General features: G+C 66.1%; 20 protein-coding genes. 12 read left to right on the forward strand and 8 right to left on the reverse strand.

Annotation, left to right across the window (positions count from 1 at the left end):
- Positions 1-8: 8 nt before the first annotated feature.
- Together BMY90_RS10480 and BMY90_RS10485 are read right to left on the reverse strand one after the other, a co-directional pair.
- Positions 9-362: a DUF1304 domain-containing protein gene (locus BMY90_RS10480; protein ID WP_092703808.1), complete on the reverse strand. Its 354-nt coding sequence runs from the start codon at positions 360-362 to the stop codon at positions 9-11.
- Positions 363-390: 28 nt separating this feature from the next.
- Positions 391-1,326 (reverse strand): carbohydrate kinase family protein, encoded by a 936-nt coding sequence (locus BMY90_RS10485; RefSeq protein ID WP_092703810.1) that lies wholly within the window; start codon positions 1,324-1,326, stop codon positions 391-393.
- Positions 1,327-1,617: 291 nt separating this feature from the next.
- Between BMY90_RS10485 and BMY90_RS10490 the strand changes: the two genes are divergently transcribed.
- From BMY90_RS10490 to BMY90_RS10545, 12 genes are all read left to right on the forward strand, one after another.
- A complete protein-coding gene (locus BMY90_RS10490; protein WP_008209579.1) occupies positions 1,618-2,664 on the forward strand; it encodes a rod shape-determining protein in 1,047 nt (348 codons plus the stop codon).
- Positions 2,665-2,872: 208 nt separating this feature from the next.
- Positions 2,873-3,823, forward strand: a complete 951-nt coding sequence (gene mreC, locus BMY90_RS10495; RefSeq protein ID WP_092703812.1) for a rod shape-determining protein MreC — start codon at positions 2,873-2,875, stop codon at positions 3,821-3,823.
- Positions 3,820-4,305, forward strand: a complete 486-nt coding sequence (gene mreD, locus BMY90_RS10500; RefSeq protein WP_008214818.1) for a rod shape-determining protein MreD — start codon at positions 3,820-3,822, stop codon at positions 4,303-4,305. The genes mreC and mreD overlap by 4 nt, the downstream gene beginning before the upstream one ends.
- A gap of 46 nt (positions 4,306-4,351) precedes the next feature.
- The gene (gene mrdA / locus BMY90_RS10505; protein ID WP_092703814.1) at positions 4,352-6,295 is read left to right on the forward strand and encodes a penicillin-binding protein 2; all 1,944 of its coding nucleotides are present in this window, start codon (positions 4,352-4,354) and stop codon (positions 6,293-6,295) included.
- On the forward strand, positions 6,292-7,407 hold the full coding sequence (gene rodA, locus BMY90_RS10510) for a rod shape-determining protein RodA (RefSeq protein ID WP_092703816.1): 1,116 nt from the start codon (positions 6,292-6,294) through the stop codon (positions 7,405-7,407). The genes mrdA and rodA overlap by 4 nt, the downstream gene beginning before the upstream one ends.
- Positions 7,408-7,501: 94 nt before the next feature.
- Positions 7,502-8,527 carry a lytic murein transglycosylase B gene (gene mltB, locus BMY90_RS10515; protein WP_245735016.1) on the forward strand — a complete coding sequence of 342 codons (1,026 nt, stop codon included), beginning with the start codon at positions 7,502-7,504 and terminating at the stop codon, positions 8,525-8,527.
- Positions 8,524-9,441, forward strand: coding sequence for a septal ring lytic transglycosylase RlpA family protein (locus tag BMY90_RS10520; RefSeq protein WP_092703818.1), 918 nt, complete (start codon positions 8,524-8,526; stop codon positions 9,439-9,441). The genes mltB and BMY90_RS10520 overlap by 4 nt, the downstream gene beginning before the upstream one ends.
- Before the next feature lie 64 nt (positions 9,442-9,505).
- Positions 9,506-10,765, forward strand: coding sequence for a D-alanyl-D-alanine carboxypeptidase family protein (locus BMY90_RS10525; protein ID WP_092703820.1), 1,260 nt, complete (start codon positions 9,506-9,508; stop codon positions 10,763-10,765).
- Positions 10,765-11,055 carry a DUF493 family protein gene (locus tag BMY90_RS10530; RefSeq protein WP_008210127.1) on the forward strand — a complete coding sequence of 97 codons (291 nt, stop codon included), beginning with the start codon at positions 10,765-10,767 and terminating at the stop codon, positions 11,053-11,055. Before BMY90_RS10525 ends, BMY90_RS10530 begins: the two co-directional genes overlap by 1 nt.
- A gap of 134 nt (positions 11,056-11,189) precedes the next feature.
- On the forward strand, positions 11,190-11,858 hold the full coding sequence (gene lipB, locus BMY90_RS10535) for a lipoyl(octanoyl) transferase LipB (RefSeq protein ID WP_008214830.1): 669 nt from the start codon (positions 11,190-11,192) through the stop codon (positions 11,856-11,858).
- A gap of 10 nt (positions 11,859-11,868) precedes the next feature.
- The gene (gene lipA / locus BMY90_RS10540) at positions 11,869-12,879 is read left to right on the forward strand and encodes a lipoyl synthase (protein ID WP_008214832.1); all 1,011 of its coding nucleotides are present in this window, start codon (positions 11,869-11,871) and stop codon (positions 12,877-12,879) included.
- 11 nt (positions 12,880-12,890) lie between these two features.
- The gene (locus BMY90_RS10545; protein WP_092703822.1) at positions 12,891-15,152 is read left to right on the forward strand and encodes a carboxy terminal-processing peptidase; all 2,262 of its coding nucleotides are present in this window, start codon (positions 12,891-12,893) and stop codon (positions 15,150-15,152) included.
- 55 nt (positions 15,153-15,207) lie between these two features.
- Here the strand turns inward: BMY90_RS10545 and BMY90_RS10550 are convergent, their stop codons facing one another.
- The 6 genes from BMY90_RS10550 to BMY90_RS10575 all read right to left on the reverse strand — a co-directional run bounded on the left by BMY90_RS10550 (position 15,208) and on the right by BMY90_RS10575 (position 26,008).
- Positions 15,208-17,070 (reverse strand): tetratricopeptide repeat-containing sulfotransferase family protein, encoded by a 1,863-nt coding sequence (locus BMY90_RS10550; protein ID WP_092703824.1) that lies wholly within the window; start codon positions 17,068-17,070, stop codon positions 15,208-15,210.
- Between the two features lie 113 nt (positions 17,071-17,183).
- The gene (locus BMY90_RS10555) at positions 17,184-20,063 is read right to left on the reverse strand and encodes a TonB-dependent receptor plug domain-containing protein (RefSeq protein ID WP_175481553.1); all 2,880 of its coding nucleotides are present in this window, start codon (positions 20,061-20,063) and stop codon (positions 17,184-17,186) included.
- Positions 20,064-20,290: 227 nt separating this feature from the next.
- The gene (locus tag BMY90_RS10560; protein ID WP_092703867.1) at positions 20,291-21,634 is read right to left on the reverse strand and encodes an aspartyl/asparaginyl beta-hydroxylase domain-containing protein; all 1,344 of its coding nucleotides are present in this window, start codon (positions 21,632-21,634) and stop codon (positions 20,291-20,293) included.
- 246 nt (positions 21,635-21,880) lie between these two features.
- Positions 21,881-23,611 (reverse strand): M1 family metallopeptidase, encoded by a 1,731-nt coding sequence (locus tag BMY90_RS10565; RefSeq protein ID WP_092703826.1) that lies wholly within the window; start codon positions 23,609-23,611, stop codon positions 21,881-21,883.
- Between the two features lie 222 nt (positions 23,612-23,833).
- A complete protein-coding gene (locus BMY90_RS10570) occupies positions 23,834-25,216 on the reverse strand; it encodes a leucyl aminopeptidase family protein (RefSeq protein ID WP_092703828.1) in 1,383 nt (460 codons plus the stop codon).
- An 81-nt stretch (positions 25,217-25,297) separates the two neighbouring features.
- On the reverse strand, positions 25,298-26,008 hold the full coding sequence (locus tag BMY90_RS10575) for an HAD family hydrolase (RefSeq protein ID WP_092703869.1): 711 nt from the start codon (positions 26,006-26,008) through the stop codon (positions 25,298-25,300).
- Positions 26,009-26,010: the final 2 nt, after the last annotated feature.

Here is a 26,010-nt window from a genome sequence, read left to right on the forward strand (position 1 = left end):
ATTGGAGACTACGCCAACAGCAGCACCAGGCCGATCGCGGCCGGCAGCGCCTGGATCCACAGCACCCGGCGCGAGGTGGTGAGGCCGCCGTAGAGGCCGGCGATCAGCACGCAGCCCAGGAAGAACAGTTTCACCGGCAGCCCGGCGTGGCCGAGGCTCAAGCCCCAGATCAGGCCGGCGGCGAGGAAGCCGTTGTACAGGCCCATGTTGGCGGCGAGCGCCTTGGACTGGGTGGCGAAGGCCTGCGTGATGCCGAACGCGCGCAGGCCGGTGGGCTTGTCCCACAGGAACATTTCCAGCACCAGGAACCACGCGTGCAGCAGCGCGATGATCGCGATGACGATGTCGGCGGTGAGTGCCATGCAGAGATTTCCGGCGAGTGGGTGCGGCTCAGCCCAGCGCGTGGCCGAACTGCTCTTGATACTCGGCAGCGAACTGCGCGTAGTCGAAGTGCTGGTTCTGCGTGCCGGGGTGTTCCACTTTCAGTGCGCCCATCAGCGAGGCCATGCGGCCCACGGTGGGCCAGTCGTAGCCGCGCATGATGCCGAAGATCAGGCCGGCGCGGTAGGCGTCGCCGCAACCGGTGGGGTCGATGATCTCGCGTTCGCGCGCCGGCGGAATGTCGTAGACGGTGCCATCAGCATGGATGCACGAGCCGCGCGGCCCCAGCGTGACGATGTAGGCCGTCACGTGCGAGGCGATCTCGTCCGCGCTCCAGCCGGTGCGGGCCTGCAGCAGCTGCGACTCGTAGTCGTTGACGATGACATAGGTGGACTTTTCGATCATCGCGCGGAATTCGTCACCGCTGAACAGCGGCATCGCCTGGCCCGGATCGAAGATGAACGGCACGCCGCGCGCGGCGAACTCGTCCACGTGCTGCAGCATCGCTTCGCGGCCATCCGGCGCCACGATCGCGAAATCGATCTGCGGGATGTCGCGCACGTGGTTTTCCTGCGCGCTGGACATGGCCCCGGGGTGGAAGGCGGTGATCTGGTTGTTGTCCAGGTCGGTGGTGATGAAGCACTGCGGGGTGAACTGCTCGTCGAACACGCGCACGCCGTCGAGCCGGATGCCGCACTTTTCCATGTGCGCGCGGTAGGGCGCGAAATCCTGGCCCACGGCCGCCACCGGCAACGGGTCACCGCCCAGCAGCTTGAGGTTGTAGGCGATGTTGCCGGCGCAGCCACCGAATTCGCGACGCATCCGCGGCACCAGGAACGACACATTCAGGATGTGCATCTGGTCGGGCAGGATGTGGTTCTTGAACTGGTCCTGGAACACCATGATGGTGTCGTAGGCAAGCGATCCGCAGATGACGGCAGACATGATGGTGACGTGGCCCCGGTGTTGGTGTGATGGCTGCGCGGACTGGACTGGACGCAGCCGGGCGGTCGGCCCGCACCTTGCGCGGGTTCCGCCCAAAGTACGCCATCGTACCGTCATCGCGGCGTGCTGGCGACTTTCTGCCCATCGCTGAAGTTCGCCGTGGATGACAGGAAACGTGCATATCATCCTGCCGCGCAAGGATTTCTTAACGTTGGCGTCCTTGCGGATCGGGTCGGCGCTGACTAGACTGGCGCGCTTACTTTTTAGCCAGGTCGACGCGCGGCGAATCCCATGTTCAAGAAGTTTCGCGGAATCTTTTCCAACGACATCTCCATCGACCTCGGCACAGCCAACACGCTGATTTACGTGCGTGGCCAGGGCATCGTGCTGAACGAGCCTTCGGTGGTGGCGATTCGCCAGGATCGCGGCCCGGGTGGCCCGCGCACGGTGGCGGCGGTGGGCGGCGACGCCAAGCGCATGCTCGGTCGCACCCCCGGCAACATCGCCACGGTGCGGCCGATGAAGGATGGCGTGATCGCCGACTTCACCATGACCGAGGCGATGCTGCAGCATTTCATCAAGCAGGTGCACAAGTCGCGCATGCTGCGGCCCAGCCCGCGCGTGCTGGTCTGCGTGCCGTGCGGCTCGACCCAGGTCGAACGCCGTGCCATCAAGGAATCGGCCGAAGGCGCCGGTGCCCGCGACGTGTTCCTGATCGAGGAGCCGATGGCCGCTGCGATCGGTGCCGGTATCCCCGTGCACGAGGCGCGCGGCTCGATGGTGCTGGACATCGGCGGCGGCACCTCCGAAGTGGCGGTGATCTCGCTCAACGGCATCGTCTACTCGCAGTCGGTGCGCGTCGGTGGCGACCGCTTCGACGAGGCGATCATCAACTACGTGCGGCGCAACCACGGCACCCTGATCGGCGAATCCACCGCCGAACGGATCAAGCTGCAGATCGGCTGCGCCTTCCCGCAGTCCGACGTGAAGGAGATCGAGATCTCCGGCCGCAACCTCGCCGAAGGCGTGCCGCGCATGTTCACGATGAACTCCAACGAGGTGCTGGAAGCGCTGCACGAGCCGTTGTCGGGTATCGTGGCCGCGGTCAAGTCGGCGCTGGAGCAGACACCGCCGGAACTGTGCTCCGACGTGGCCGAGCGCGGCATCGTGCTCACCGGCGGCGGCGCGCTGCTGCGCGACCTGGATCGCCTGATCTCCGAGGAAACCGGCCTGCATGTGCAAGTGGCCGACGATCCGCTCACCTGCGTGGCACGTGGCGGCGGCAAGGCGCTGGAACTGATCGACCAGCACGGCAGCGACTTCTTCGCCCCCGAATGAAGCGCGCCCGCAAGGGCACAGTATCTCCCTCTCCCCGGCGGGGAGAGGGTTGGGGTGAGGGGCGGGTGCTCGCGATAGCGCCGATCGAAACGCGCTTTTCCCTGCCTCTTCCCGACAAGGTGAGGCAAACGCGCGGCGTCACTCGGACCCGCATCGTTATGCATCCGGGTACTCTTGGCTGTCGCCGTCTTCTTTCTGGGTTTGCTTGATGGGTCCGGAGTCGTCTTCACCCCTGTTCACCGGCTCCGTTGCCGGTACGCTGCGGCTGATCTTCTATCTCGCGCTGGCCATGGTGCTGATGGTGCTCGACCATCGCAACGGCTGGCTGTGGCGCGTGCGTTACAACGCGGCGGTGGTGGTGGAGCCGTTGTACAAGCTGGCCGGCATGCCGTCGGCAGGCATGCACGCGCTGGGCGTGGCCTTCGCCGATCGCAAGCTGCTCACCGAGCAGAACCAGCATCTGCGCGAAGACCTGCTGCTGGCCAATGCCAAGCTCAACCGCATGGCTGCCGTGGCCGAACAGAACCAGCGCCTGAAGGAATTGCTCGATACCCGCCACAACCTCACGCTCAAGGTGCAACTGGCGCGGGTGGTCGGGGTCGACCTGGGGGCCTATCGGCACCGCCTGATGCTTGACGCGGGCGCGCGCCAGGGCGTGAAGACCGGGCAGCCGGTCATCGATGCGCATGGCGTGATGGGCCAGATCGTGCATGTGTTGCCGTCCACCTCGGAGATGATGCTGGTCACCGACCCGGACAGCGCGATCCCGGTGGTGATCGAGCGTACCGGCCTGCGCACCGTGGCCTACGGTTCGCGCGAGGGCGACCAATTGACCCTGCCGACGATTCCCCGCGCCGCCGACGTGAAAGCGGGCGACCACCTGCTTACGTCCGGCATCGGCGGACGATTCCCGCCGGGCTTCCCGGTGGGCGAGGTGGTGTCGGTGGCGCCTGCGGCGACCGGAACCTTCCTGGAAGCCCACGCCGAGCCCAGCGCGGACCTCGACCGCAGCCAGGACGTGTTGCTGCTGCATGACCTGGCCGCGCCGGCCGGACCGCCCGCGCCGGCGCCCGAGGCCGGGCCGCCGGCATCGCTGGCGCCGGCCGTCTCGTCGGCCGCGCCGGCGCCCGCCACGCCCGCCACGGGAGCTGCCCGATGAATCGCACCCGCCTGGCCCGCTGGTGGTTTGCCGGTACTTTGCTGGTCTCGCTGCTGGCGATGCTGCTGCCGTTGCCGACCGTGCTGGAACCGTTCAAGCCGTACTGGCCGGCGCTGGTGCTGTTGTACTGGACGCTGGAAGCGGGCGACCGGATGACCCTGGGGATGGCGTTCGCGCTGGGGTTGGGTGCCGATCTGCTCGACGGGGTATTGCTCGGCGAACAGGCGTTGCGCCTGACCGCGCTGGTCTTCATCGCCTTGCGCTTCCGCTCGCGGCTGCGCTTCTTCCCGATGTGGCAGCAGACCCTGGCGGTGCTGGCGTTGCTGGTCAACGATCGCATCCTGCTGCTGATCGTGCGCGCGTTCGCCGGCGAGGCACTGCCGCCGCTGGCGTGGTGGGTTTCACCGTTCGTCGGCGCGGCGTTGTGGCCGTTCCTGTTCCTGCTGATGGACGACCTGCGCATGCGCTTGCGCATCCAATGAGCCGGCGCGGGAGCATGATGATGGCCGACATGCGCGAGGCGGGCTGATGCAGCAGCGGCGTTCGATCAAGGACCACCGCAGCGAGGGCGCGCTGTTCCGGCGGCGTGCGCTGGTCGGGTTTGCGCTGATCCTGCTGGGGCTGTGTGCGCTGGTCTCGCGTTACGTTTATCTGCAGGTGGCGCGACATGACGAGTTCGTCACCCGCTCGGTGAACAACCGGGTCAAGCCGCGCGTGCTGCCGCCGCCGCGCGGGCTCATCTACGACCGCAACGGCGTGCTGCTGGCGGACAACGTGCCCGCGTTCCGGCTCGAGGTGGTGCCCGAGCAGGTCAAGGACATGAAGGCGATGCTGGCGCAGCTCGGCATGGTGGTGCCGCTGAGCCAGGACGACATCGACAGCTTCCTCAAGCAGGTCAAGCAAAGCCGTCGTTTCGACAGCGTGCCGTTGAAACTGCACTTGACCGAGGACGAGATCGACCGTTTCGCGGTGAACCGCTGGCGTTTCCCCGGCGTGGACGTGGTGCCGTACCTCACGCGCAACTACCCGCTGGGCAGCCTGTTCGCGCATGTGGTGGGGTACGTGGGCCGGATCGACGCCGACGACATGAAAAAGCTGGACGAGGCCAGTTACAAGGGCACCACCCATGTCGGCCGCATCGGCATCGAGCGTTCCTACGAAAGCGTGCTGCACGGCACGCCGGGCTATGAGCTGGACGAGGTGAACGCCAACGGTCGCGTGCAGCGCGTGCTGGAAACCCATCCGCCGTCGCCCGGCAAGAATCTTTACCTGAGCATCGATGCGCGCATCCAGAAGGCCGCCGAAAAGGCCTTCGACGGGCGCCCCGGCGCGGCGGTGGCGATCGACCCGCGCAACGGCCAGGTGCTGGCGATGGTCAGCGTGCCCACCTTCGATCCGAACCTGTTCGTCGACGGCATCAGTGCGGCCGATTACCACGCCTTGCTGTACGGGCCGGACAAGCCGTTGTTCAACCGCGCGATCAGCGGCGTGTACCCGCCCGGTTCCACGGTGAAGCCGCTGCTGGCGCTGGGCGGGCTGGAGCTGGGCCTGCGCACGCCCGAGGACACCGTGCTCTCCACCGGCGTGTTCTATATCCCGGGGCAGAAGCGCGGCTACCGCGACGACCGCCGCGGCGGCTTCGGCACGGTGAACATGAAGCTGGCGATCATGTGGTCGGTGAACACCTACTTCTACAAGCTGGCACTGGACATGGGCATCGACCGCTTCAGCAAGTGGATGGGCCGGTTCGGTTTCGGCAAGCCCACCGGCATCGACCTGGACAACGAGGCCGCCGGCGTGCTGCCGTCGCGGGCGTGGAAATCGAAGCACTTCCGCCAGCCGTGGTATCCGGGCGAAACCGTGATCGCCGGCATCGGCCAGGGCTACTGGGCGGTGACGCCGTTGCAACTGGCGCATGCCATCGCCACCCTGGCCGGGCACGGCGTGCCGTATGCGCCGCGACTGGTGATGTCCGAGCAGAGCGGCGAGAACAACCCGCCCGTGCCATTGGTCAATCCGCCGACCGGGCCGTCGCTGGTGACCAGTGAGGCAAACTGGAACACGGTGGAGCAGGGCATGCAGATGGTGGTGAACGATCCGCGCGGCACCGGCTACGGCCTGGGCAAGGGTTTTCCCTATACCGTCGCCGGCAAGAGCGGCACCGCCGAGCGCTACTCGCGCACCACCGACGCCTACAACACCAACAAGAGCACCGCCTACCTGGCCAGCCGCCATCGCGCCTGGTTCGAGATGTTCGCGCCGGCGGAGCATCCGCGCATCGCCGTGGCGGTGGTGCTGGAATCCGGAGCCTGGGGCGCGGCGGATGCGGGCCCGATCGCACGCAAGATCCTCGACGCCTGGCTGTCCACGCAGAAAGACCCACCGCCGGACACGCCGCTGCCGGAGTCGCGCACCAAGGCACCGCCGCCGTCGACTGCACCGGCACCGGCGCCGACGGGAGCGACGCCATGATCGAACTGATGCGAGTACGCATGAACCGCTTCCTGCGCCGGATCCTGACCCGGCCGCGAATCGATCTGCCGTTGGCTGCAGGTCTGTTCCTGCTCGGTGCGGTGGGTCTGGCCACGCTGTACAGCGCCGACGGCGGCAACATGTCGATGGTCGGCGGCCAGGCCGCTCGTTTCGTGCTGGGCGGCGTGCTGTTGTTGCTGGTCTCACGCATTCCGCCGGCAACGTTGCGCACCTGGACGCCTTGGCTTTACATCGGCAGTACGGCCTTGCTGGTGGTGGTGGCGGTCCTGGGTGAAGGCCGCGGCGCGGATCGCTGGCTCGATCTTGGCGTGATGCGCTTCCAGCCGTCCGAACTGCTCAAGCTGACCATGCCGATGATGGTGGCGTGGTATCTGCACGCGCGGCCACTGCCCCCGAGCTGGAAGGACATGGCCGTGGTCGGCTTGCTGATCGTGGTGCCTGCCGCATTGATCGCCAAGCAGCCAGACCTCGGCACCGCGCTGCTGGTGACCGCCGCCGGCGCGTTCGCGCTGTTCCTCGCCGGCATGGGCTGGTGGCGCATCGTGGCCTTGCTGGCGGCGGTGGTCGGCATGATTCCGGTGGCTTGGCATTTCCTGCATCAGTACCAGCGCGATCGCGTGCTGACCATGCTGAACCCCGAATCCGATCCGCTCGGCAACGGCTGGCACATCATCCAGTCGCAGATCGCGGTGGGTTCCGGCGGCATCTTCGGCAAGGGCTTCGGACACAGCTCGCAGTCGCGGCTGGATTTCCTGCCCGAGCACACTACCGATTTCATCTTCGCGGTGTTCTCCGAGGAATTCGGCCTGATCGGCGTGTGCCTGCTGCTGGCGCTGTACGCCTTCATCATCGGCCGCTGCCTGTGGATCGCGATGCAGGCGCGCGACACCTATTCGCGGCTGCTCGCCGGGGCAATCGGCATGAGCTTCTTCGTCTACGTGTTCGTCAACGGCGGCATGGTTGCCGGCATGCTGCCGGTGGTCGGCGTGCCGATGCCGATGATCAGCTATGGCGGCACCTCGGCGGTGTCGCTGCTGGTGGGTTTCGGCGTGCTGATGTCGATCCACGCGCATCGCAAGATGCACGACTGAACGCCTGCCATGCGAATGCCTGCAAGCCGCCGCGGATTGCGCCGGGGTGCATGTTAGGCTTGCCGTGATGCCATTCACGAAAGCAAGGCCGTCCATGCCATCGAGCTTCATGCCGCGTCGCCGGCTGACTTCCCTGTTCGTCCTGACCCTGGTCGCGATCGGCGCACTGCCGACGATGGCCCTCGCCGGCACGCATCCCGGCCAGGCCGAACTGGTGCGCGAAGTGGCACGCGATACCGGACAGAGCCCCGCTGCGCTGAATGCCTTGCTGGACAAGGCGCACAAGCAGCAGAGCATCCTCGATGCGATCAGCCGCCCGGCCGAGAGCAAGCCGTGGAGCGCGTACCGGCCGATCTTCCTCACCGGCAAGCGCATCGATGCCGGCGTGGCGTTCTACCGCGAACACCGGGCCATGCTGGAACGCGTGGCGAAGCAGTACGGCGTGTCGCCCGAAATCATCGTGGCGATCCTTGGCGTGGAGACGTCCTACGGTGGCAACACCGGGCATTACAAGGTGCTCGACGCGCTGGTCACGCTGGGCCTGTACTACCCGCCGCGCGCGAAATTCTTCCGTTCCGAGCTGAAGACCTTGCTGGAATTGCCGTCGAACAAGCTGGCAGGTCCGATCGACACGCTTACCGGCTCCTATGCCGGGGCACAGGGCTGGGGCCAGTTCATGCCCGACAGCATCCGCGACTACGCGGTGGATGCCGATGGGGACGGTCGCATCGACCTGCACGATTCGTTGCCGGACATCCTCGCCAGCGTGGCCAACTATTTCGCCAAACATGGCTGGGTGCGCGGCGGCCCGGTGGCCGCGCAGGCGCAGCCGGACGCGGCGGCGAAGAAGCTCGACTGGCAGGCCGCGCCGCAGTGGTCGCTGGAGCAACTGGAAGCCTGGGGCTATGCGCCGCTGCAACGGCTCAATCCGGGCCAGTCGACCAGCCTGCTGACCCTGGATGGCGCGCGCGGCCCCGAATACTGGTTCACTTTCCAGAATTTCCAGGTAATCACCCGCTACAACCGCAGCCCGCTGTACGCGATGGCGGTGTACCAGTTGTCGCAGGCGATTGCCGCGGGCGTGCACGCTGACGACATGGCCGGGACCGCCACGCGATGAGGGCGGCGTGGCGCTGGCCGGGACTGCTGGCGATCATGCTGGTGCTGGCCGCCTGCGGTGGCCGGCATGCGACCCGGCCGTCTGCCGGCGGGGCGGCTGGCAAGGCACACCACGGCTGGTTCCATCACGACGGCGTGAGCGACGACACCAGCCTGCCGCAAAGCCGTCGTTACCGCGACAACGACGACAGCACGCCGGCCGGTGCGCCACCGGCCTTCATCGCCACACTGCCCGAGCCGGTGCCGAAGGTGGAGCCGCGTGCGCTGTACGGCAACAAGTCGCCGTACTCGGTGCGCGGGCAGAGTTATCGCGTGCTGCCCAGCGCGCGTGGCTACGACGAGCGCGGCATCGCCTCGTACTACGGCAACAAGTTCAACGGCTACAAGACATCGAGCCTGGAGAACTACGACATGTACAAGTTCTCCGCCGCCAGCAAGGTGTTGCCGCTGCCCAGTTACGCGCGGGTGACCAACCTGGCCAACGGCAAGAGCGTGATCGTGCGGGTCAACGACCGCGGTCCGTTCCACGAGAACCGCATCATCGACCTGTCCTACGCCGCGGCGGTACGCATCGGCATCTGGCCCAAGGGCACCGGACTGGTGGAAGTGCAGGGCATCGATCCTTCGACGCCGGCTCGGGAACTGCCGCCGCCGCCCGTGGTCACAGGCGGGTCCGCGCACCCCGGCATCTACCTGCAGGTGGGCGCGTTCGCCGATCCGGCCAACGCCGACCGTGTGGCTCAGCGCTTGCGCCAGGCCAGGCTGGCGCCGGTGCAGGTGGTCGATGCGATAGTCGGTGGCCGGCACGTGCGCCGCGTGCGGCTGGGACCACTGGCCGACGCGGATGCCGCCGACCGGGTCAGCGACCAGATCGTGCGCATGGGGCTGCCGCACCCCGAGGTCGCGGTAGACTGACGTTTTCCACAGATCGTGACGGCGCCCAGGCGTCGATGATTCATAGACCGGATAGATAATCGTGATGAGCCTGTTTCGCCGTTCCCTCACCGCTTTTGCCGCCCTTGCATTGACGGTGGGTGCCGCCTCTGCCCAGCAGATGCCACCCCGCCCCGCGGCAATTCCCAAGCCGACCGTGCCGCAGGTGCCGGTGCCGCCGCCGCCGGATGTGGATGCGCAGAGCTACGTGTTGATGGATTACGCCACCGGCCAGATCCTGGCTTCGCGCAATCCGGACGAGCGCCGCGAGCCGGCCTCGCTGACCAAGGTGATGACCGAATACGTGGTGTCCGCCGAAATCGCGGCCGGCCGCATCCATCTCACCGACCCGGTCACCATCAGCGAACACGCATGGAAGGCCGGCGGCGCCGGCACCGACGGTTCCACCAGCTTCCTCAAGCTGGGCAGCACGGTGAAGCTGGAGGATCTGCTGCGCGGCATGATCATCCAGTCCGGCAACGATTCGGCCATCGCACTGGCCGAGCACACCGCCGGCTCCGAAGATGCCTTCGTGGGCCTGATGAACGCCTACGCCAAGCAGTTGGGCATGACCGGCACGCATTTCTCCGACGCCTCCGGCTATCCGGTGGCCGACCATTACTCCACCGCCCGCGACATCGCGATCCTGTCGCGCGCACTGATCCACAACTTCCCCGACGACTACGCGATCTCCAAGATCAAGGAGTTCGAGTGGAACGGCATCAAGCAGCAGAACCGCAACGAATTGCTGTGGCGTGACCCGGCCGTGGACGGCATCAAGACCGGCCATACCGCCGCCGCCGGCTTCTGCCTGGATGCGTCGGCCAAGCATGGCGACGAGCGCATGATCGCGGTGGTGATGGGTGCCAGCACCAATCGCGCCCGTGCCGACTCGGCGATGGCCCTGCTCAACTACGGCTTCCGCTTCTACGAGACCCACAAGCTGTACGAGAGTGGCAAGCCGCTGGCTACGCCGAAATTGTGGAAGGGCGAGGCCGACCAGTTGCCGCTGGGCGTGGCGCATGACGTGCTGGTGACCGTGAAGACGGGCGAGTACGACAAGCTCAAGGCCAGCATGGACATCCCCTCCACCCTGATCGCGCCGTTCAAGAAGGGCCAGCAGGTGGGCACGCTGAACGTCACGCTGGACGGCAAGCCGCTGCAGAGCGTGCCGTTGATCGCGCTGGACGATGCGCCGCAGGGCGGTTTCTTCAAGCGCCTGTGGGATTCGATCCTGCTGTGGTTCCACCACGACGACAAGAAGCCCGACGCCGCCCCGGCGGCCAAGGCTGCGGACGCCAAGTGATGCAGGAGATCGACTTCAGCCAGGCCAGGCGGGAGGGCAAGGGCTTTGTCTTTCCCGGTGAATTCGAGGTCACTGCGATGGGTGATGCCCAGGCCGACCTGAAGGCCCGGGTACCGCAGATCCTGGCGGATCTGGGCCTGCAGGTGCTGCACGAAACGGTGCGGCACAAGCATTCGCGCGAAGGCAAGTTTCTTTCCGTGACGGTGAGCTTCCGCTGCGATACCCGGGAGCAATACGACGCCGCGCATGCGGCGTTGCGTGCTGATCCGGATATCCGCTTCACGCTGTAAATCCATGGCAGGTGGTGGCCGGAGGCGTATCCTTGGCCACCGGCGAGTGTCCCGGTAGCCGCTTTCGCTGCCATGGCCTTGCATCGGCGTCATCCGGCTCCAGATTTCCCCCTTTCCCCGAGGTTGTTCCAGTCATGTCCCTGCCACTCAAGATTCGCCGCCTGGGTCGTCAGCCTTACGACGTGACCTGGAAGGCGATGAGTGCGTTCACCGACAACCGCTCCGCCGACACGGCCGATGAATTCTGGCTGTTGGAGCACGATCCGGTGTTTACCCTGGGCCAGGCCGGCAAGATGGAGCACGTGCTGGCGCCCGGCGACATTCCGGTAATCCCGGTGGATCGCGGGGGGCAGGTGACCTACCACGGCCCGGGCCAGATCGTCGGCTACCCGATGATCGACCTGCGCCGCGCCGAGGTGGGCGTACGCGAGATGGTCAACAAGATCGAGCAGTCGCTGATCGATACGCTGGCGCACTGGGACATCCACGCTGAACGTCGCGAAGGCGCGCCTGGCGTATACGTGGGCGGCGCCAAGGTGGCCGCCCTTGGCCTGCGCGTGCGGCGTGGTTGCAGTTTCCACGGATTGGCCTTCAACGTGAACATGAACATGGAACCCTTCCACCGCATCAATCCTTGCGGCTACAAGGGTTTGGAGGTCACTCAGGTGCTAGACTTGGGTGGTCCGTCGCGGTTGGCGGACGTGGAAGACGCGCTGGTGGAAGAGTTCTGCCGCCAGTTCGGTTTCACGGCCGAACCGGCTGCCCCCATCATCCCCGAACTCCCCGCTCGTGTAGCGGTTTGAGCAGGCCTGCATGAGTGACGTTTCCCCTTCCGTTTCCAAGACCATTCCGATCAGCGTCGTCGCCGGAGCCCCGGCCGTCGACAAGCAGCTGGGCAACGACAAGATCGGGCTGAACCGCGCCGGCTTCGACACCGCCGTGCCGACGTTGCGCAAACCCAGCTGGATCCGCGTGCGGTTGCCGCAGGGCAATGCCGTGCAACAGCTCAAGGCACGCCTGCGCGACAACTCGCTGGTGACGGTGTGCGAAGAGGCCAGTTGCCCGAACATCCACGAGTGCTTCAGCAAGGGCACCGCCACCTTCATGATCCTCGGCGAGGTATGTACGCGGCGCTGCTCGTTCTGCGATGTGGCGCATGGCCGTCCGCAGCCGCCCGATCCGCTGGAGCCGGCACGCCTGGCCGAAACCATCGCCGACATGCGGCTGAAGTACGTGGTGATCACCTCGGTCGATCGCGACGACCTGCGTGATGGCGGCGCCGAGCATTTCGCCAGCTGCATCCGCGCGGTGCGCCACGCCAGCCCGAACATCAAGATCGAGATCCTCACCCCCGATTTCCGCGGCAAGGGCCGCATGGAGCGGGCGCTGGAAGTGCTGAAGGACTTCCCGCCGGACGTGTTCAACCACAACCTGGAAACCGTGCCGCACCTCTACCGCGAAGTGCGTCCGGGCGCCGATTACCAGTGGTCGCTGGACCTGCTGAAGCGTTTCAAGGCGCAGCACCCGGAGGTGCCGACCAAGTCCGGCATCATGCTGGGCCTGGGCGAGACCCATGAGCAGGTGCTCGAGACGTTGCGCGATTTACGCGCCCATGACGTCGAGATGATCACCATTGGCCAGTACCTGCAGCCCACGCCGCACCATCATCCGGTGGTGCGGTACTGGACTCCCGAAGAATTCGACGTGCTGCGCAGGGAAGGCGAGGCGATGGGTTTCCATCACGTCGCTTCCGGCCCGCTGGTGCGATCGTCCTACCACGCCGACCTGCAGGCCCATGCAGCCGGTGTCACCGAGCAAGTCTGACCGAGACCTCCATGACCTTTCGTCCCGCGCTCGCCCTGCTGTTCGCCTTCATCGTTGTCGCTCCCGTCTGCGCCGCCCAATCGGCCGCCGACCTGGGTGCCGGCGCCAAGCCGCGCAAAGAGTCCACCCTGCCGCTCAAGCCGACGGCTGACGAAGCCCAGGCCGCGCAGCTTTCCGCGCGCTTCCTGACCCGCTTCCACTATGACGCGTTGCCGCTCGACGACGCGATGTCGGCGAAGATCTACAAGGCCTACTTCAAGCTGCTGGACAGCGAGAAGGTGTTCTTCACCCAGCAGGACATGGCGAAGTTCGCCAAGTACAAGGACCAGCTCGACGATGCGATCTGGAACGAGGACCTGTCCGCGCCGTTCGACATCTTCAACCAGTACGTGATGAGCGCGGTCGCCCGCATGGAGTACGCGCGCAGCCTGCTGAAGAAGGGTTTCGACTTCAACACCAACGAGACCTACGACTTCGACCGCAAGCATGCCGACTGGCCGAAGGACGAGGCGGCGCTGAACGACTTGTGGCGCAAGCGCACCATGAACGACTGGTTGCGCCTGAAGCTGGCCGGCAAGAGCGACGACGAGATCCGCAAGATGCTGGACAAGCGCTACAGCGGCTACATCGACCGCGTGAAGCAGCTTGATGGCGAGGACGCGTTCCAGACCTTCATGACCGCCTATGCCGAGTCCACCGACCCGCATACCGACTACCTCGGCCCACGCGAGGCGCAGAACTTCGACATCGCGATGAAGCTCTCGCTGGAAGGCATCGGCGCGGTGTTGCAGGCGCGCGACGACTACACCCAGATCCGCGAACTGGTGCCGGCCGGCCCGGCCGCCAAGTCCGGCAAGATCCACGTGGGCGATCGCATCGTCGGCGTGGGCCAGGGCGAGAAAGGCCCCATCGTCGACGTGATCGGCTGGCGCCTGGACGACGTGGTGAACCTGATCCGCGGCAAGAAGGACACCGTGGTGCGGCTGGAGATCCTGCCGGCCAGCACCGGCCTGGACGGCAAGCACCAGCTGGTCACGCTGGTGCGCAAGAAAGTCACCATTGCCGAGCAGGCGGCCAAGAAGAAAGTCGTCACGATCACCGACGGCGGCGTTACGCGCAAGATCGGCGTGATCGAGCTGCCCACCTTCTACTCCGACTTCGGTGCGCGTCGCGAAGGCGACAAGAACTTCAAGAGCGCCACCCGCGACGTGGCCAAGCTGCTCGGCGAGCTGAAGGCCGAGGGCGTGCAGGGTGTCATCGTCGATCTGCGCAACAACGGCGGCGGCTCGCTGTACGAGGCGAACGAGCTCACCGGCCTGTTCATCGACAAGGGTCCGGTGGTGCAGGTGCGCGATGCGCGTGGCCAGGTGGAGGTGCAGGGTTCTGACGAGCCGAAGATGACATGGAGCGGCCCGCTGGCGGTGTTGGTCAACCGTGGTACGGCGTCGGCTTCGGAAATCTTCTCCGCCGCGATCCAGGATTACGGCCGCGGTCTGATCATCGGTACGCCGACCTTCGGCAAGGGCACCGTGCAGAACCTGGTCGACCTGGATCGTTTCGGCAGCGCGGACGGCAAGAGCAAGCCGCAGTTCGGCGAGCTGAAGATGACCATCGCCGAGTTCTTCCGCATCAATGGCGGTTCCACCCAACTGAAGGGCGTGACGCCGGACATCGAGTACCCGCAGAACGGCGACGACAAGGACTTCGGCGAGTCGACCTACGACAACGCGCTGCCGTGGACGCACATCGCGCCGGCCGACTACAAGCCGGTGGCCAACATGAAGGCGTGGTTGCCGCAGCTCAGGCAGATGCATGACGAGCGCGTGGCCAAGTCTCCGGCCTGGAAACTGATGCTCGACGAACTGGCGCAGTACAAGAAGATGCGTGCCCGCACCACGGTGTCGCTGAACTTCGCCAACCGCGAGGCCGAGCGCAAGGAGCTCGACGCCGTGCAGACCGGCTTCCGCAACCGGCACAAGGCGATCGACGGCAGCGATGCCGCGCTGGTCGACGAACAGTCCAGCCTCGATGACGGCCTCACCCCGGGCGAGCGTAGCCTGAAGCAGGAGCTGAAGGAAGAGAAGGACGCCAAGAAAGCGCCGGATCCCGTGCTGGACGAGACCGCGCACGTCCTGTTCGACGCCGTCGGCCTGATCAAGGCCGAGCCGAAGCTCGCCGTCGAGGTGGAGCCCTATGGCGGCAAGCTGGATACCGCCGTGGTCAGCGCCCAGCCCGCGACGGCAACTCCCGAGGCGTTGCCAAAGCAGCATTGAGCTGTTCGTGCCCGGAAAGGTGGCGATCCACGCCGCCTTTCCAGCACGCGGATTCTTACAGCGGGTAGCCGAGGCGTTCGATCCACGGCTTCAACACCGGCAGCACCGGTTCGAACTGCTTCCGGTAGTTCTGCCAACGGCCGACCGCCTGGCGATGAACGCCTTCGGTGACTTGCGCGTAGCTCGGCGTGCTGATGTAGCGCTTGCGTCTGGCGTGCTCGGCGAAGCGCGTCAGGGGGGATGCATCCGCGATGTCGAGAAACTGCCCCAGCCGTGCCACTTGTTGGTCGAACTGGTCGACCACGGACTCGTAGCGCCACGCCAGCACATGCGGCGCCAGCGCCTCGATATCGTGATGCCATTGCGTGAAGGCATGCACATAGCCCCGTGCCAATCGCTCCAGCGACGAACACAGCACCATGAAGGCCGGTGAGCGAAACGGCTGCATGCTGCAGCTGAGCAGCACGTCGCACGGATGGCGCAGGCACAGGATGATGCGCGCTTGCGGGAACAGCCGCATGATCATCGGCAGGCACAGCATGTTGAGCGGATTCTTGTCGACCAGGCGTCGGCCGGCCAGGTCAGGCAGTACGTGTTCGACCTGGCGCCAGTAGATGGCACGCAGTTGGTCGGCGTCGCGCTGCGTCAGGTCGGTCAGGGCTGCGGGATAGCGCTGGCCCGCCAATGCCATGGCTTCGATCAGGTCATGGATGTAGGAACGCTCGTCCATGGAGCGGAAATCCGGGTGGGCATCCAGCATCTGCTCCAGCAAGGTGGTGCCGGAACGGGGGAAGCCGACCACGAAAACCGGGCTGTGCCGGCTGTCGGGCGAGTGCAGCGGTTTCCAGTGGGTACGGGCATCGCGTTCGATGACGTCCGGCGCCACCTGCAATGGCTGGCTGTCGGGTGCCAGCAGCTCAGGGACGATATTCCCGGCTGTCTCCAGTTGCGTCGCATGCGCCGTGAGCAACGCCTGCCAAGCCTGCGCAGGCCGTCCCTGGCGGTCGCGTGCCGAAGCCAGCCCGAACGCGGCGCTGGCCCGGCTTTCGTGGTCGTCGGCAAAGTCGAGCGCCCGCTGGTATGCCGCCTCGGCGGCATCGCAGTCACCCGTGCGCAGCGCCAACACCGCATGCGCGCGCCAGCCGTCGGCCCGGGCATGTCGTGCGTGCGCCGGCAGCGCGTCGAGCACGGTCGGCGGAAGCTGCCGCAGTTCGCATTGTGCCGCGTCGAGCCGATTGTTCCTTTCGTACAGCAGGGTTCGCAGCGCGGCGATGCGCACACGCATGATTCCGGCGGCGGGTTCGGCGGGCAGTCGGGCCTGGTCCAGCGTGTGCAGCGCGGCGTCCAGGTCGCCCTGGACCGATAGCATGGCGGCGAGGACCAGCGCCTGTTCGGCCGGCTGCGGCGGCCAGTCGATGGCTCCGCACAGCATGGCTTGCTGGCCGGTATTGTCGCCGCAGACATGGCAGGCCCATGCCGCCTGCAGGCGAGCCTCGATGAACGCGGGAGCCCGTTGCGTTGCGTCCAGCAAGCTTTGCCGGGCCAGTAGCCAGCGTTGTTGCTGGATGTAGAGCAGGCCGAGGTTGTAGTGCACCTCGGCGTCGTCCGGGGCCAGCGCGAGTGCCGTGTGCAATGCCTGTTCGCCGGCCGGCAGGTCGCCGGCCTGTCGACAGGCCAGCGCGAGGTTGTTCCAGTAGGCCGACACGCCGGGATGCCGTTGCGCCAATCGGCGGAATGTCGACACGGATTGTGGATGCTGACCGGCAGCCTGCTGTGCCAGTCCGAGGAACATCAAAACCCCTTCGTTTTCCATGTCGGTTGGCGTGGCGTGCTCGGCGAGTGCGATGACCTGGTCCGCTTCGCCGGCGTTCCAGGCCATGGCCATCGCTCTGGCCAGGTCCATGGTGGGAATGGGCATGCCTTGCTCCGGCAGTCGTCTTTCGAATGACCATTATGCAAGAGGGTCGCGAACGCGTTCGCGACCCTCTTGCCGGCTCCGGAATGTCCGGAGATTGCGGGTGGATCAGTACCTCAGAACTTGACCGTGGCACGGGCCCAGTAATAACGCCCGAGCACGTCGTAGGTCGCGGTATCCACGTTGTAGTTCGCGCCGTTCTGGTAGATCAGCGGCGGCAGTTTGTTGCTGAGGTTGTCCACGCCGACATCGAACCGGGTGTGGATCGATGGCACGGCGTAGCCAAGCTGCAGCGAGTGGTAGGTCACCGATGCCATCGGGATGTTCACCCCGGAGATGGCTGCATCGGCATTCAGGGCGGTCAGCTTGTTGATGTAACGCGACTGCCATTGGGCGTTCCAGTTGCCCTTGTTCCAGTTCAGCGTGACCGTGCCGCGCCAGCGCGAGATGTTGCCGAATTGCTGGCTGTAGGTGCCGGCGTAGTTGATCGTCCTGGCGCCGGGCTCGCCCGGTGTCGCGCTGTTCTTGTAGGTGGAGGTGTAACTGCTGCTGAGGCTGGCCTTGAAGTTGCCCGGATCCATGTCGCCCAGGTTGAAGTGCGGGATCTTGTAGCGCAGCGTGTAGTCGATGCCGGTGGTGCTGAGGTTGCCCAGGTTCACCACCGGCGTGTTGATCAGGAACACCTGGCCGGGCTGGCGGCTGGTGTTGTCCTGGCGGTGGATGAACGAGCAATACGGACTGGCGTTGTTGTTGTAGCAGGAGCTGACCACCGTATCGCCCTGGATCGCGGTCAGCGTGTCGCTCAGATAGATGTGCCAGAAGTCGACGCTGGTGGACAGGCCGGGCAACCAGCTTGGGTCATAGACCAGGCCGATGTCGATCGATTTGCCTTTTTCGGGCTTCAACTTCGCGTCCACCGTGGCGGCACCGGAATAGAACGTGTTGACCTGCGCCGGCGAGTTGCCGGCCCAGTTCGGTGGCACGTACTGGCAGGCGGCCGGGTGTTGCGCGAGCTGGGCCGCGCTGAGATGGGCGCAGGGATCGTTCAGTGTCGGTTGCACCAGCGTGCGCCCGTCGTAAAGCTCATCGAGGTTGGGCGCGCGGAATACCTGGGACACGGTGCCACGGACCAGCAGGTCGGCGATCGGCCGCCACTCGATGGCGATCTTGCCGTTGGTGGTGGTGCCGGTGGTGCTGTAGTTGGAGGTGCGCACGCCAAGATCGAGGTTCAACGAGTACGCCAGCGGTTGTTCGGAAAGCAGCGGGATCAGCGTCTCGGCAAACACTTCCTTGACGTTGAAGCTGCCGCTGCCGGGCGAGCCGCAGGCTTCCTGCAGGATCTGGCAGGTGGTGGTCACCGGATCGAGCACGGCAAAGGAGCTCACCGTGTATTTCATGGACTGCTTGCGGTACAGCGCGCCGGCGGACAGCTGGATGGTGCCGGCGGGCAGGTCCCACAGTTCGCCACTGGTATCGAACTGCACCTGCTTGGTGGCCTGGGTGAACACGTATTCCGGCGTATCCACGCCTTTCTTCAGCAATGCGCTGACAGAGGGATCGGCCTGGTCGAAGATGTTCGCGCCGGCGTCGACGGCGGCCTGCAACGCCGGGATGTCGATTTCGTTGGTGTCGCGCTGGTCGCGTTTGGTATGGCTGTAGTTGATCGTGGCATCCCAGGTCCAGCTGCTTTCCTGGCCGAACCGGCCGCGCAAGCCCGTGTTGATCTGCCCGGTGTCGGTGGTGTAGCTGTGCACGCGCGTGCCGCCGCCGGTCAGCCGGGTCTGGAAGTTGTAGCCGCTGTTCGGATCGCCCGCGATCGGATTCTGGCTGAAGGTGACGCCGAACGGGTTGATCGGATTGCTGGCGGGAATGATCAGGCCGTCGCCGGTACCCACTGGCGATGGCGCATCCTGCCCGCTGGACACCGTGTGGTTGTAGAACGCATCGACGAACACGCTCAGGTTGTCGCTGAAGTCGTAGCTGCCCAGCACGAAGGCGTTGGTACGCTTCTGTGCGGTCTGGATGTAGTTGAGCGCGGCGTAGTTGTACGTATCGGAAGGCAGGCGGCAGCGATAGTCGCTTTGCGATGACCCGTTGCCCTGCGCCAGCGTCACGTTGGCGGTGCCGCTGGAGTTGATGTCGCAGCCGTACTGGCTGGCGATCGAGCCAGGCAACTGGATTCTGCCGGTGGGAATCGAACTGGAGCCCGCCGCCACCACCGAACCGCTGGACAGGTACAACTGCTGTTTGGAGAACTTGCGCCGGACGCCGAGCACCGGGTCGTACTTGTTGTAGTCGATGCCGCCGGTGATGCTGTAGTTCTGACCGGTCTGGCCGGCGGTGAGGTTGAAGCCGCGGCGTTGCCCATCGCCATGGCTGGAAATGCCGTCATTGAGGCTGAACTGCACGCCCTTGAAGTCCTTGCGCAGGATGAAATTGACCACGCCGCCGATGGCATCGGAGCCGTATACGGTGGAGGCGCCTTCGGCCAGCACGTCGACGCGTTCGATCATGTCCGGCGGAATCAGGTTGATGTCCGCGTTGGCCATGCGCTGGCCGTTGACCAGCACCAGCGTGCGGTTGATGCCCAGGCCGCGCAGCGAAACGCGCGAGGCGCCATCGCCGCCTTCCAGCAGCGGGCTGGCGACACCGCCGCCATTGCTGTTGTTCTGCGGATTGGTGGCATTGCCGGAGATGGCGGGCATCTGCTGCAGCACGTCGCCGAGGACGGGTTTGCCGGAGTTGTTGATGGTCGAGCGGTCCAGTGTCACCACCGGGCTGGCCGTCTCGACGTCCACGCGCCGGATCAGCGAACCGGTGACGGTGACGGCTTTCAGGGTCTTGGCATCATTCTTTGACGGAGGTTTGGCCTGGTCCGTCGAAGGCGGATTGTCCGCTTGCGCTGTTTGTGCCTGGGCAATGCCCGCCATCGCGAAAATACCGGCGGTCAGGCCAAGACGTATGGCCAGTGACAAGCGATTCATGTCGTGCTTCATGGTGTCTCCCCAATGCATGTTGGTTCCCTTCCCCCTGCTTTGCCGAACTGACCACGCGCCTCCTGGCACGTCGGGTCACACTGCAACAACTGTCCTGCTGCCCAACGACAAGGGGTTATCGAAGTGGATAACCCCTTGTCTGCATGTGTTTCCGCTTGCTGAGAAAAACCTCCCGTTCGTCGATTTCGTTTCTGGGTGCAACGTCGCATCCGTGCTGGGTTCCCGGGTCATGCGGGCTCTCCGGTCCGTGCCGATGCCGAATTTTCGCTGCACCGGTTGAAGTCGCCGATCGCCGCGACCAGGTCGGCGACGGCGGCTTGTTCCACTTCGCTCAGGTCGGGGTTCCAGCTGTCCATGATCAGCACCACGCGATCGCGGTCGCTGTGGTTCCATGCCTCGTGTTCGAAGGTGTCGTCGAAGGTGACACAACGACCCTCCTGCCACGCGTGGGTTTCGCCACCCACGCGCAAGGCGCAGTCCGGCGGCACGACCAGCGGCAGGTGGGTGACCAGGCGGGTATTGGTCACGCCACGGTGCGGCAGGATATGCGTGCCCGGGCGCAGTATCGAGAACAACGCTTCCGGTGCGTGGTCGCGAATGCGCACGAGGGCCATCGAGTCCAGCCATGTGCTGGTGCGGGGACAGCGCACGCATTCGCTGTCGTGGCGCACGCCATGGCGATGGAAGAAAAACGCGTCCCATGCGGGAGGTTGTGTGCCGGAAGATCCAAGCAATCCAGCCGCCGCGGCCTCACCCGCCGGGGCACCCAGAAAGGGCACGAGTTCGTCGCGTGCCTGCGCCAGCACGGCGTGCAGCTCCTCGCGTATCGCCTCGGTGGCAGCCTCGAGCCGGGCGTGGGCGGGAAAGCGTTCGCGCGGGTAGAAGGGGCGGCTGGGCAGGTCAGGGAAATAAAGGAATGTGGGGCGTTGCCGTGGATCGGGCGATGCGGTGATCCGCTCGCCGAGATAGATGGCCAGGCACGCATCGACGCGGGTCAGTTCGGCGCGACCGTAGCGTTGCCGCAACGGTTCCATCGCCGCATCGAACACGGCGCGTCGATGCGCGGCTACGTAACGCGTGGCATGCTTCACCGCTTCGCGCAGGCCCGCTGCCGTGGTCGCGTCGCTGAGCCAGCGCCCCTGCGCCTGCGCCGCGTCGATTGCGTTGAGGTAAGCCAGCATGGCAGCGTGCGATTGCTGCAGTTGTTCGAGCACGACGCCGAGGCGAAGGCGCGCCACGAACATGCCCGGTGCCAGTGCCAACCCCGCACGCAGGCTTTCCGCGGCGCCCTGCAGGTCGCCAGCCAGCATCTGCATCTCGCCAAGCTGGTGCAGGGTGGCGGGGTCACGCGGGTCTGATCGCCGGGCCTGCTGCAGCTGTTCGATCGCGCCGGCCGTATTGCCGCGGGCATGTTCGCGGGCAGCGAGGAATCGCCATGCCTCCGCGTCGCCGGGCCGTGCCTCCAGCTGGTGCCGGAACGCCTGTTCCGCCGATGCCACGTCGCCGCGTTCCAGGGCGGCAAGCGCCTGCCCATGGAACGTTGCAGCCATGACATCGGTTGGCTTGTTCATCGGACGGGGCACCATTGAACGCGCCCGATGAATATGAGCATGCGAACGGTGGGCAGGCAACCGTCGAGTGCCGGAGGTGTGCGCTACGTTGCCTCTGGCCCGGGGTTCGCCTCGGGCAGGAGTGCCAGCGGGGATGTTCCGTTGGACCGGCGCATCACGTCGCGTAACGGCTTTTGCGATGACGATCGACGTGCTGGCCCCTCCATGGGCAGCACGTCCAGTCACGCAGCGCGCAAGCGCGAGGGATTACTTCCGTGCGACGTGCTTCGCCCGTTGCTGGTCCCGCCACTGCAGGAATTCGGTGATCCGCGGTTCATCGCGCAGCAGCACCGAGTGCGGGTCGATGGTCACCAGTGCATCGGCAGGTACTGCGAGGCTGCCGTGGCCGTCGGTCATCTGCACGGTGTGCAAGGTGTTGCCGACCTGCACGTCCACCGGCATCGGGAACGGCAGGTGGTGCGGCACCTGCCAGCGCAGGTCCAGCGTGTCGCCGTGGCGCTGGACGTCCAGCTTCGGCAGCGCCGCCTGGTACAGGTAGACCTTGAAGAACCAGTCGAGCTTCTTGCCGGTGACCTGGTCCACGATGCGCATGTAGTCGGCGGTGGTGCGGTACTGCGGCACGAAGTTGCCGGGTTTCGGGTCCGGACGGCCGTAGATCAGCAGGCGGATGCTGTCGTAGAACGCCTGGTCGCCGATCAGGTGATGCAGTGTCTGCAGCATCAGCGCGCCCTTGTTGTAGATGTCCTGGCCCGGGCCGCTTGGGTCGTAGACCTGCTCTTCGGTCTTGCTTGTTCCAGAGACCACCGGGGCGTGGTTGCGAATCAGAAAGCGCAGGTGGTGCAGCCAACCGTAGTACTCGGCATCGCCGTCCAGATAACGCGCGTACAGCGGCTGCATCAGGGTGGCGAAGCCCTCGTGCAGCCACATGTCGTCCCAGTTCGCGTTGGTCATCTGGTTGCCGAACCACTCGTGCGAAAACTCGTGCTGCATCAGCCAGTCGAAGCCGCTGCCATCCTTCGCGTAATGGTTGCCGTAGGCATTGATGGTCTGGTGCTCCATGCCCAGGTAGGGTGTTTCCACCACGCCCATCTTCTCGTCGCCCCACGGATAGGGTCCGATCTTCGCCTCGAAGAAACGCAGCATGCGCGGGAACTCGGCGAACAGCGCCTTGGCCTGGGTGTCCTCGCCGGGCAGGTACCAGTAGTACAGCGGAATCGTGTTGCCGAAGCGGCTGTGGTATTCGCCGTGCAGTTCCTTGTACGGGCCGACGTTGATCGATACGGCGTAGGTGGTGGGGTGCTTGGCGCGCCAGTGATAAGTACGCTGATTGCCGTCGTCGGTGACGCCGATCAGCACGCCGTTGCCCGGCGCCACCAGCGGTTTGGGCACGGTCACGTACAGGTCGACCAGGTCGGGCTTGCCGTCGGGCTGGTCGATGCACGGCCAGAACAGGTCGCAGCCTTCGCCTTCCACCGCGCTGCCCACCCACGGCTGGCCATCCTTGGTGTGGCTCCAGACGAAGCCGCCGTCCCACGGCGCCCTCTTCGCCACGTGTGGCTTGCCGCCGTAGGTGATGGTGGTGGTGACCTTGTCGCCAGCGGCGAGCGCGTGCGGCAGCTTGATCTTCAGACGGCCATCCGGATTGCTCCAGTCGCTGGCGGCGAGTGGTTTGCCGTCGACGGCCACGGCACTGATCGGCAGGTTGCGGTCCAGATCCAGCAGCAGCACGTCGGTGGCGGCCGTCGCGCTGAAGGTGAGCGTGGCGCTGGCGGCAATGCTTTGCGTGGCCGGCTGCACCGTGATGTGCAGTGCGGCGTGGTCGAAATGCACGCGCTTCTGCGCGGCAGGCATCGGCGTGCCGGAATCCTTGGTCAGCGCGGTAAGCGGTGGCTGGGTCGGCGTCGTGGTGGCCGCATGGGCGAAGGCGGTACCGCCCAGGCCGAGTGCGAGGCCGAGTGCGAGCAGGGTAGGGCGCATGGGCAATATCTCCGCGGGGATCCAACCTCGCACCATGCCACTTTGCACGCCGGTGCGATATCGCCGGAAGTCATGCAAAGCACCCCACCCCAACCCTCCCCTGCGCGCAGGGGAGGGGGTCCGCACGCTGCGAGGTTTCGCTCTTCCTGCGTGCAGGGAGGGAGTCTGTGCGTTGCGAGATTTTGCTCCTCCCCCTGCGTGCAGGGGGAGGCTGGGAGGGGGTCAGCTCTTGCGGTAACGCTGCTCAAGCATCGCGAACACCGCGCGCAGCCCCATGGCCTCGCCGCCACGCGGGCGGCCGGGGCGGTCGGCGTCGTTCCAGGCGTAGGTGTCCAGATGCATCCAGCGCTGGGCGTCGGGGACGAAGCGTTCCAGGTACAGCGCGGCGGTGATCGCACCGGCGTGGCGTGACGGCCCCGCGTTGGCAAAATCGGCCAGGTAAGAGTCCAGCATCTTGAAGTAGGGACGCCACAACGGCAGCCGCCACAGTGGATCGTTGTTTGCGCGGCCGGCGGCGAGCGTGGCCTCGGCCAGCGCGTCATCGTTGCTGAAGAGTGCGGGCAGGTCGGGGCCCAGCGCGACGCGGGCGGCGCCGGTGAGGGTGGCGAAATCCACCATCAGGTCCGGCTTCTGCTCGGCGCCGTAGGCCAGCGCGTCGCACAGGATCAGGCGACCTTCGGCATCGGTGTTGTCGATCTCCACGCTGTGGCCGGCGCGGGTGACGATGACTTCGCCTGGGCGCATGGCATTGCCGGCGACCGAATTTTCCACTGCGGGCACCAGCAGGGTCAGTCGTACCGGCAGCCTGGCCTGCATCACCAGGCCGGCCAGCGCGATCGCATGGGCGGAGCCGCCCATGTCCTTCTTCATCCAGCGCATGCCGTCGGCGGACTTGAGGTCGAGACCGCCGGTGTCGAAGCACACGCCCTTGCCGACCAGCACCAGTTTCGGATCGTCGAGCTTGCCCCAGCTCAGCTCGATCAGGCGCGGCTCGCGATGGCTGGCGCGGCCAACGGCGTGGATGGTGGGGAAGTTGGCTTTCAGCAGTTCGTCGCCGACCCAGTCGCGCACCTTGGCCTTGTGCGTCTTGCCCAGCGTCTTGATGGCGTCGCCGATCTGCTCGGGGCCCATGTCTTCGGTGGGCGTGTTGACCAGGTCGCGCACCAGCGCGGTGGCGTCGACCAGCGGCTGCACGGCGGCGAACACGGCGGCGTCGACGCTCAGCGTGGCCGGCTCGCGCTTGGCCTTGCGATAGCGGGTGAACTGGTAGGCGCCCAGCGCCCAGCCCAGTGCAGCCTGTTGCGCATCGAGTGCAACGCCATCTTCGGCAAGTTGGTAGGTGCCTTCGGGCAGCGTCGCCGGAAGTGCGGCCAGCGCGGCGAGTGGCTGCGTGGCGTCCACGCCGACCAGCACCCGCTCCAGCTTGCCATTCGCATCGGGCAGCAGCAGCGTGCTGCCGGGCTTGGCATCGAAGCCTTGCGTGGTCAGCCAGCGGCGCTGCGTGGCACTGAGACGCTTGCGCGTGGCGGCGAGGTGGGAAGTGTCGGTGGCCTCGACGGCAATGCGTTGGCGCGGGGCGGATGAACGTTCGATCAGGGCGGGCATGCGGACTCCTCTTGGCGCGTTGCGACGCGTCTTCATTCGGTTATGCCAGCCGCACATGATGCGCGCATTCGCTGGCGCTGCCTATGCGGATGGGCCATGTGCCGGTTGCGCATCGAGCCAGTCCGCCAGGGCGCCGAGGTCGCGCAGATCCAGCTCGGGCGCGGGGCCAAGCGCCGCGGGCCAGGGTTCGCCGGTGCGATTGATCCATGCCGCGTGCAGGCCGGCATCGCGCGCGCCGGCCACGTCCATCACCGGGTCGTCGCCCACGTGCAGGATCTCGTCCGGTGCCACGCCCAGGCGTTCGGCCGCTGCGTGGAAGATGCGCGGATCGGGCTTGGCGACGCCGGCGTCACGTGCGCACACGCGTGCGGCGAAATGCCCGTGCAGGCCGATGCGCTCGAGATCGGCATTGCCGTTGGTCAGGCTGGCCAGCGGCAGGCGTGCGGCCAGGCGTTCCAGCGCGGGCAGGGCGTCGGGATACAGCTCGACACGATTGCGCGCGCTGAAGTAGACCTCCCACAGCGCTTCCAGCGGTGCCTCGTCGATGCCGCAGGCGGCGAACGCGCGCTGCATGGTCAGGTGGCGCTGGGTAGTGAAATCATGCGCCAGGTCGAGCCGTTCGGCGGCGACCTGCGCGCGCAGTTCGCGCATGGCCGGGATCGGCCACGCGCGGGCGACGTCGGGGTGATTCGCCTGCAGCCACGCATCCAGTTCGCGGTCGGCGGACTCCAGGGCCGGCAGCACCGGCCACAAGGTGTCATCCAGATCCAGCGTGATGGCGCGGATGCGCACGC

The sequence above is a fragment of the Rhodanobacter glycinis genome, assembly GCF_900114325.1.
In the GTDB taxonomy this organism is placed as follows: Bacteria; Pseudomonadota; Gammaproteobacteria; order Xanthomonadales; family Rhodanobacteraceae; genus Rhodanobacter_A; species Rhodanobacter_A glycinis.

Excerpts from the sequence above, each read along its gene's own strand:
- BMY90_RS10480 (WP_092703808.1), bottom strand. The coding sequence starts at position 362 with ATGGCACTCACCGCCGACATCGTCATCGCGATCATCGCGCTGCTGCAC.
- BMY90_RS10485 (WP_092703810.1), bottom strand. The coding sequence starts at position 1,326 with ATGTCTGCCGTCATCTGCGGATCGCTTGCCTACGACACCATCATGGTG.
- BMY90_RS10490 (WP_008209579.1), top strand. The coding sequence starts at position 1,618 with ATGTTCAAGAAGTTTCGCGGAATCTTTTCCAACGACATCTCCATCGAC.
- mreC (WP_092703812.1), top strand. The coding sequence starts at position 2,873 with ATGGGTCCGGAGTCGTCTTCACCCCTGTTCACCGGCTCCGTTGCCGGT.
- mreD (WP_008214818.1), top strand. The coding sequence starts at position 3,820 with ATGAATCGCACCCGCCTGGCCCGCTGGTGGTTTGCCGGTACTTTGCTG.
- mrdA (WP_092703814.1), top strand. The coding sequence starts at position 4,352 with ATGCAGCAGCGGCGTTCGATCAAGGACCACCGCAGCGAGGGCGCGCTG.
- rodA (WP_092703816.1), top strand. The coding sequence starts at position 6,292 with ATGATCGAACTGATGCGAGTACGCATGAACCGCTTCCTGCGCCGGATC.
- mltB (WP_245735016.1), top strand. The coding sequence starts at position 7,502 with ATGCCATCGAGCTTCATGCCGCGTCGCCGGCTGACTTCCCTGTTCGTC.
- BMY90_RS10520 (WP_092703818.1), top strand. The coding sequence starts at position 8,524 with ATGAGGGCGGCGTGGCGCTGGCCGGGACTGCTGGCGATCATGCTGGTG.
- BMY90_RS10525 (WP_092703820.1), top strand. The coding sequence starts at position 9,506 with ATGAGCCTGTTTCGCCGTTCCCTCACCGCTTTTGCCGCCCTTGCATTG.
- BMY90_RS10530 (WP_008210127.1), top strand. The coding sequence starts at position 10,765 with ATGCAGGAGATCGACTTCAGCCAGGCCAGGCGGGAGGGCAAGGGCTTT.
- lipB (WP_008214830.1), top strand. The coding sequence starts at position 11,190 with ATGTCCCTGCCACTCAAGATTCGCCGCCTGGGTCGTCAGCCTTACGAC.
- lipA (WP_008214832.1), top strand. The coding sequence starts at position 11,869 with ATGAGTGACGTTTCCCCTTCCGTTTCCAAGACCATTCCGATCAGCGTC.
- BMY90_RS10545 (WP_092703822.1), top strand. The coding sequence starts at position 12,891 with ATGACCTTTCGTCCCGCGCTCGCCCTGCTGTTCGCCTTCATCGTTGTC.
- BMY90_RS10550 (WP_092703824.1), bottom strand. The coding sequence starts at position 17,070 with ATGCCCATTCCCACCATGGACCTGGCCAGAGCGATGGCCATGGCCTGG.
- BMY90_RS10555 (WP_175481553.1), bottom strand. The coding sequence starts at position 20,063 with ATGAAGCACGACATGAATCGCTTGTCACTGGCCATACGTCTTGGCCTG.
- BMY90_RS10560 (WP_092703867.1), bottom strand. The coding sequence starts at position 21,634 with ATGAACAAGCCAACCGATGTCATGGCTGCAACGTTCCATGGGCAGGCG.
- BMY90_RS10565 (WP_092703826.1), bottom strand. The coding sequence starts at position 23,611 with ATGCGCCCTACCCTGCTCGCACTCGGCCTCGCACTCGGCCTGGGCGGT.
- BMY90_RS10570 (WP_092703828.1), bottom strand. The coding sequence starts at position 25,216 with ATGCCCGCCCTGATCGAACGTTCATCCGCCCCGCGCCAACGCATTGCC.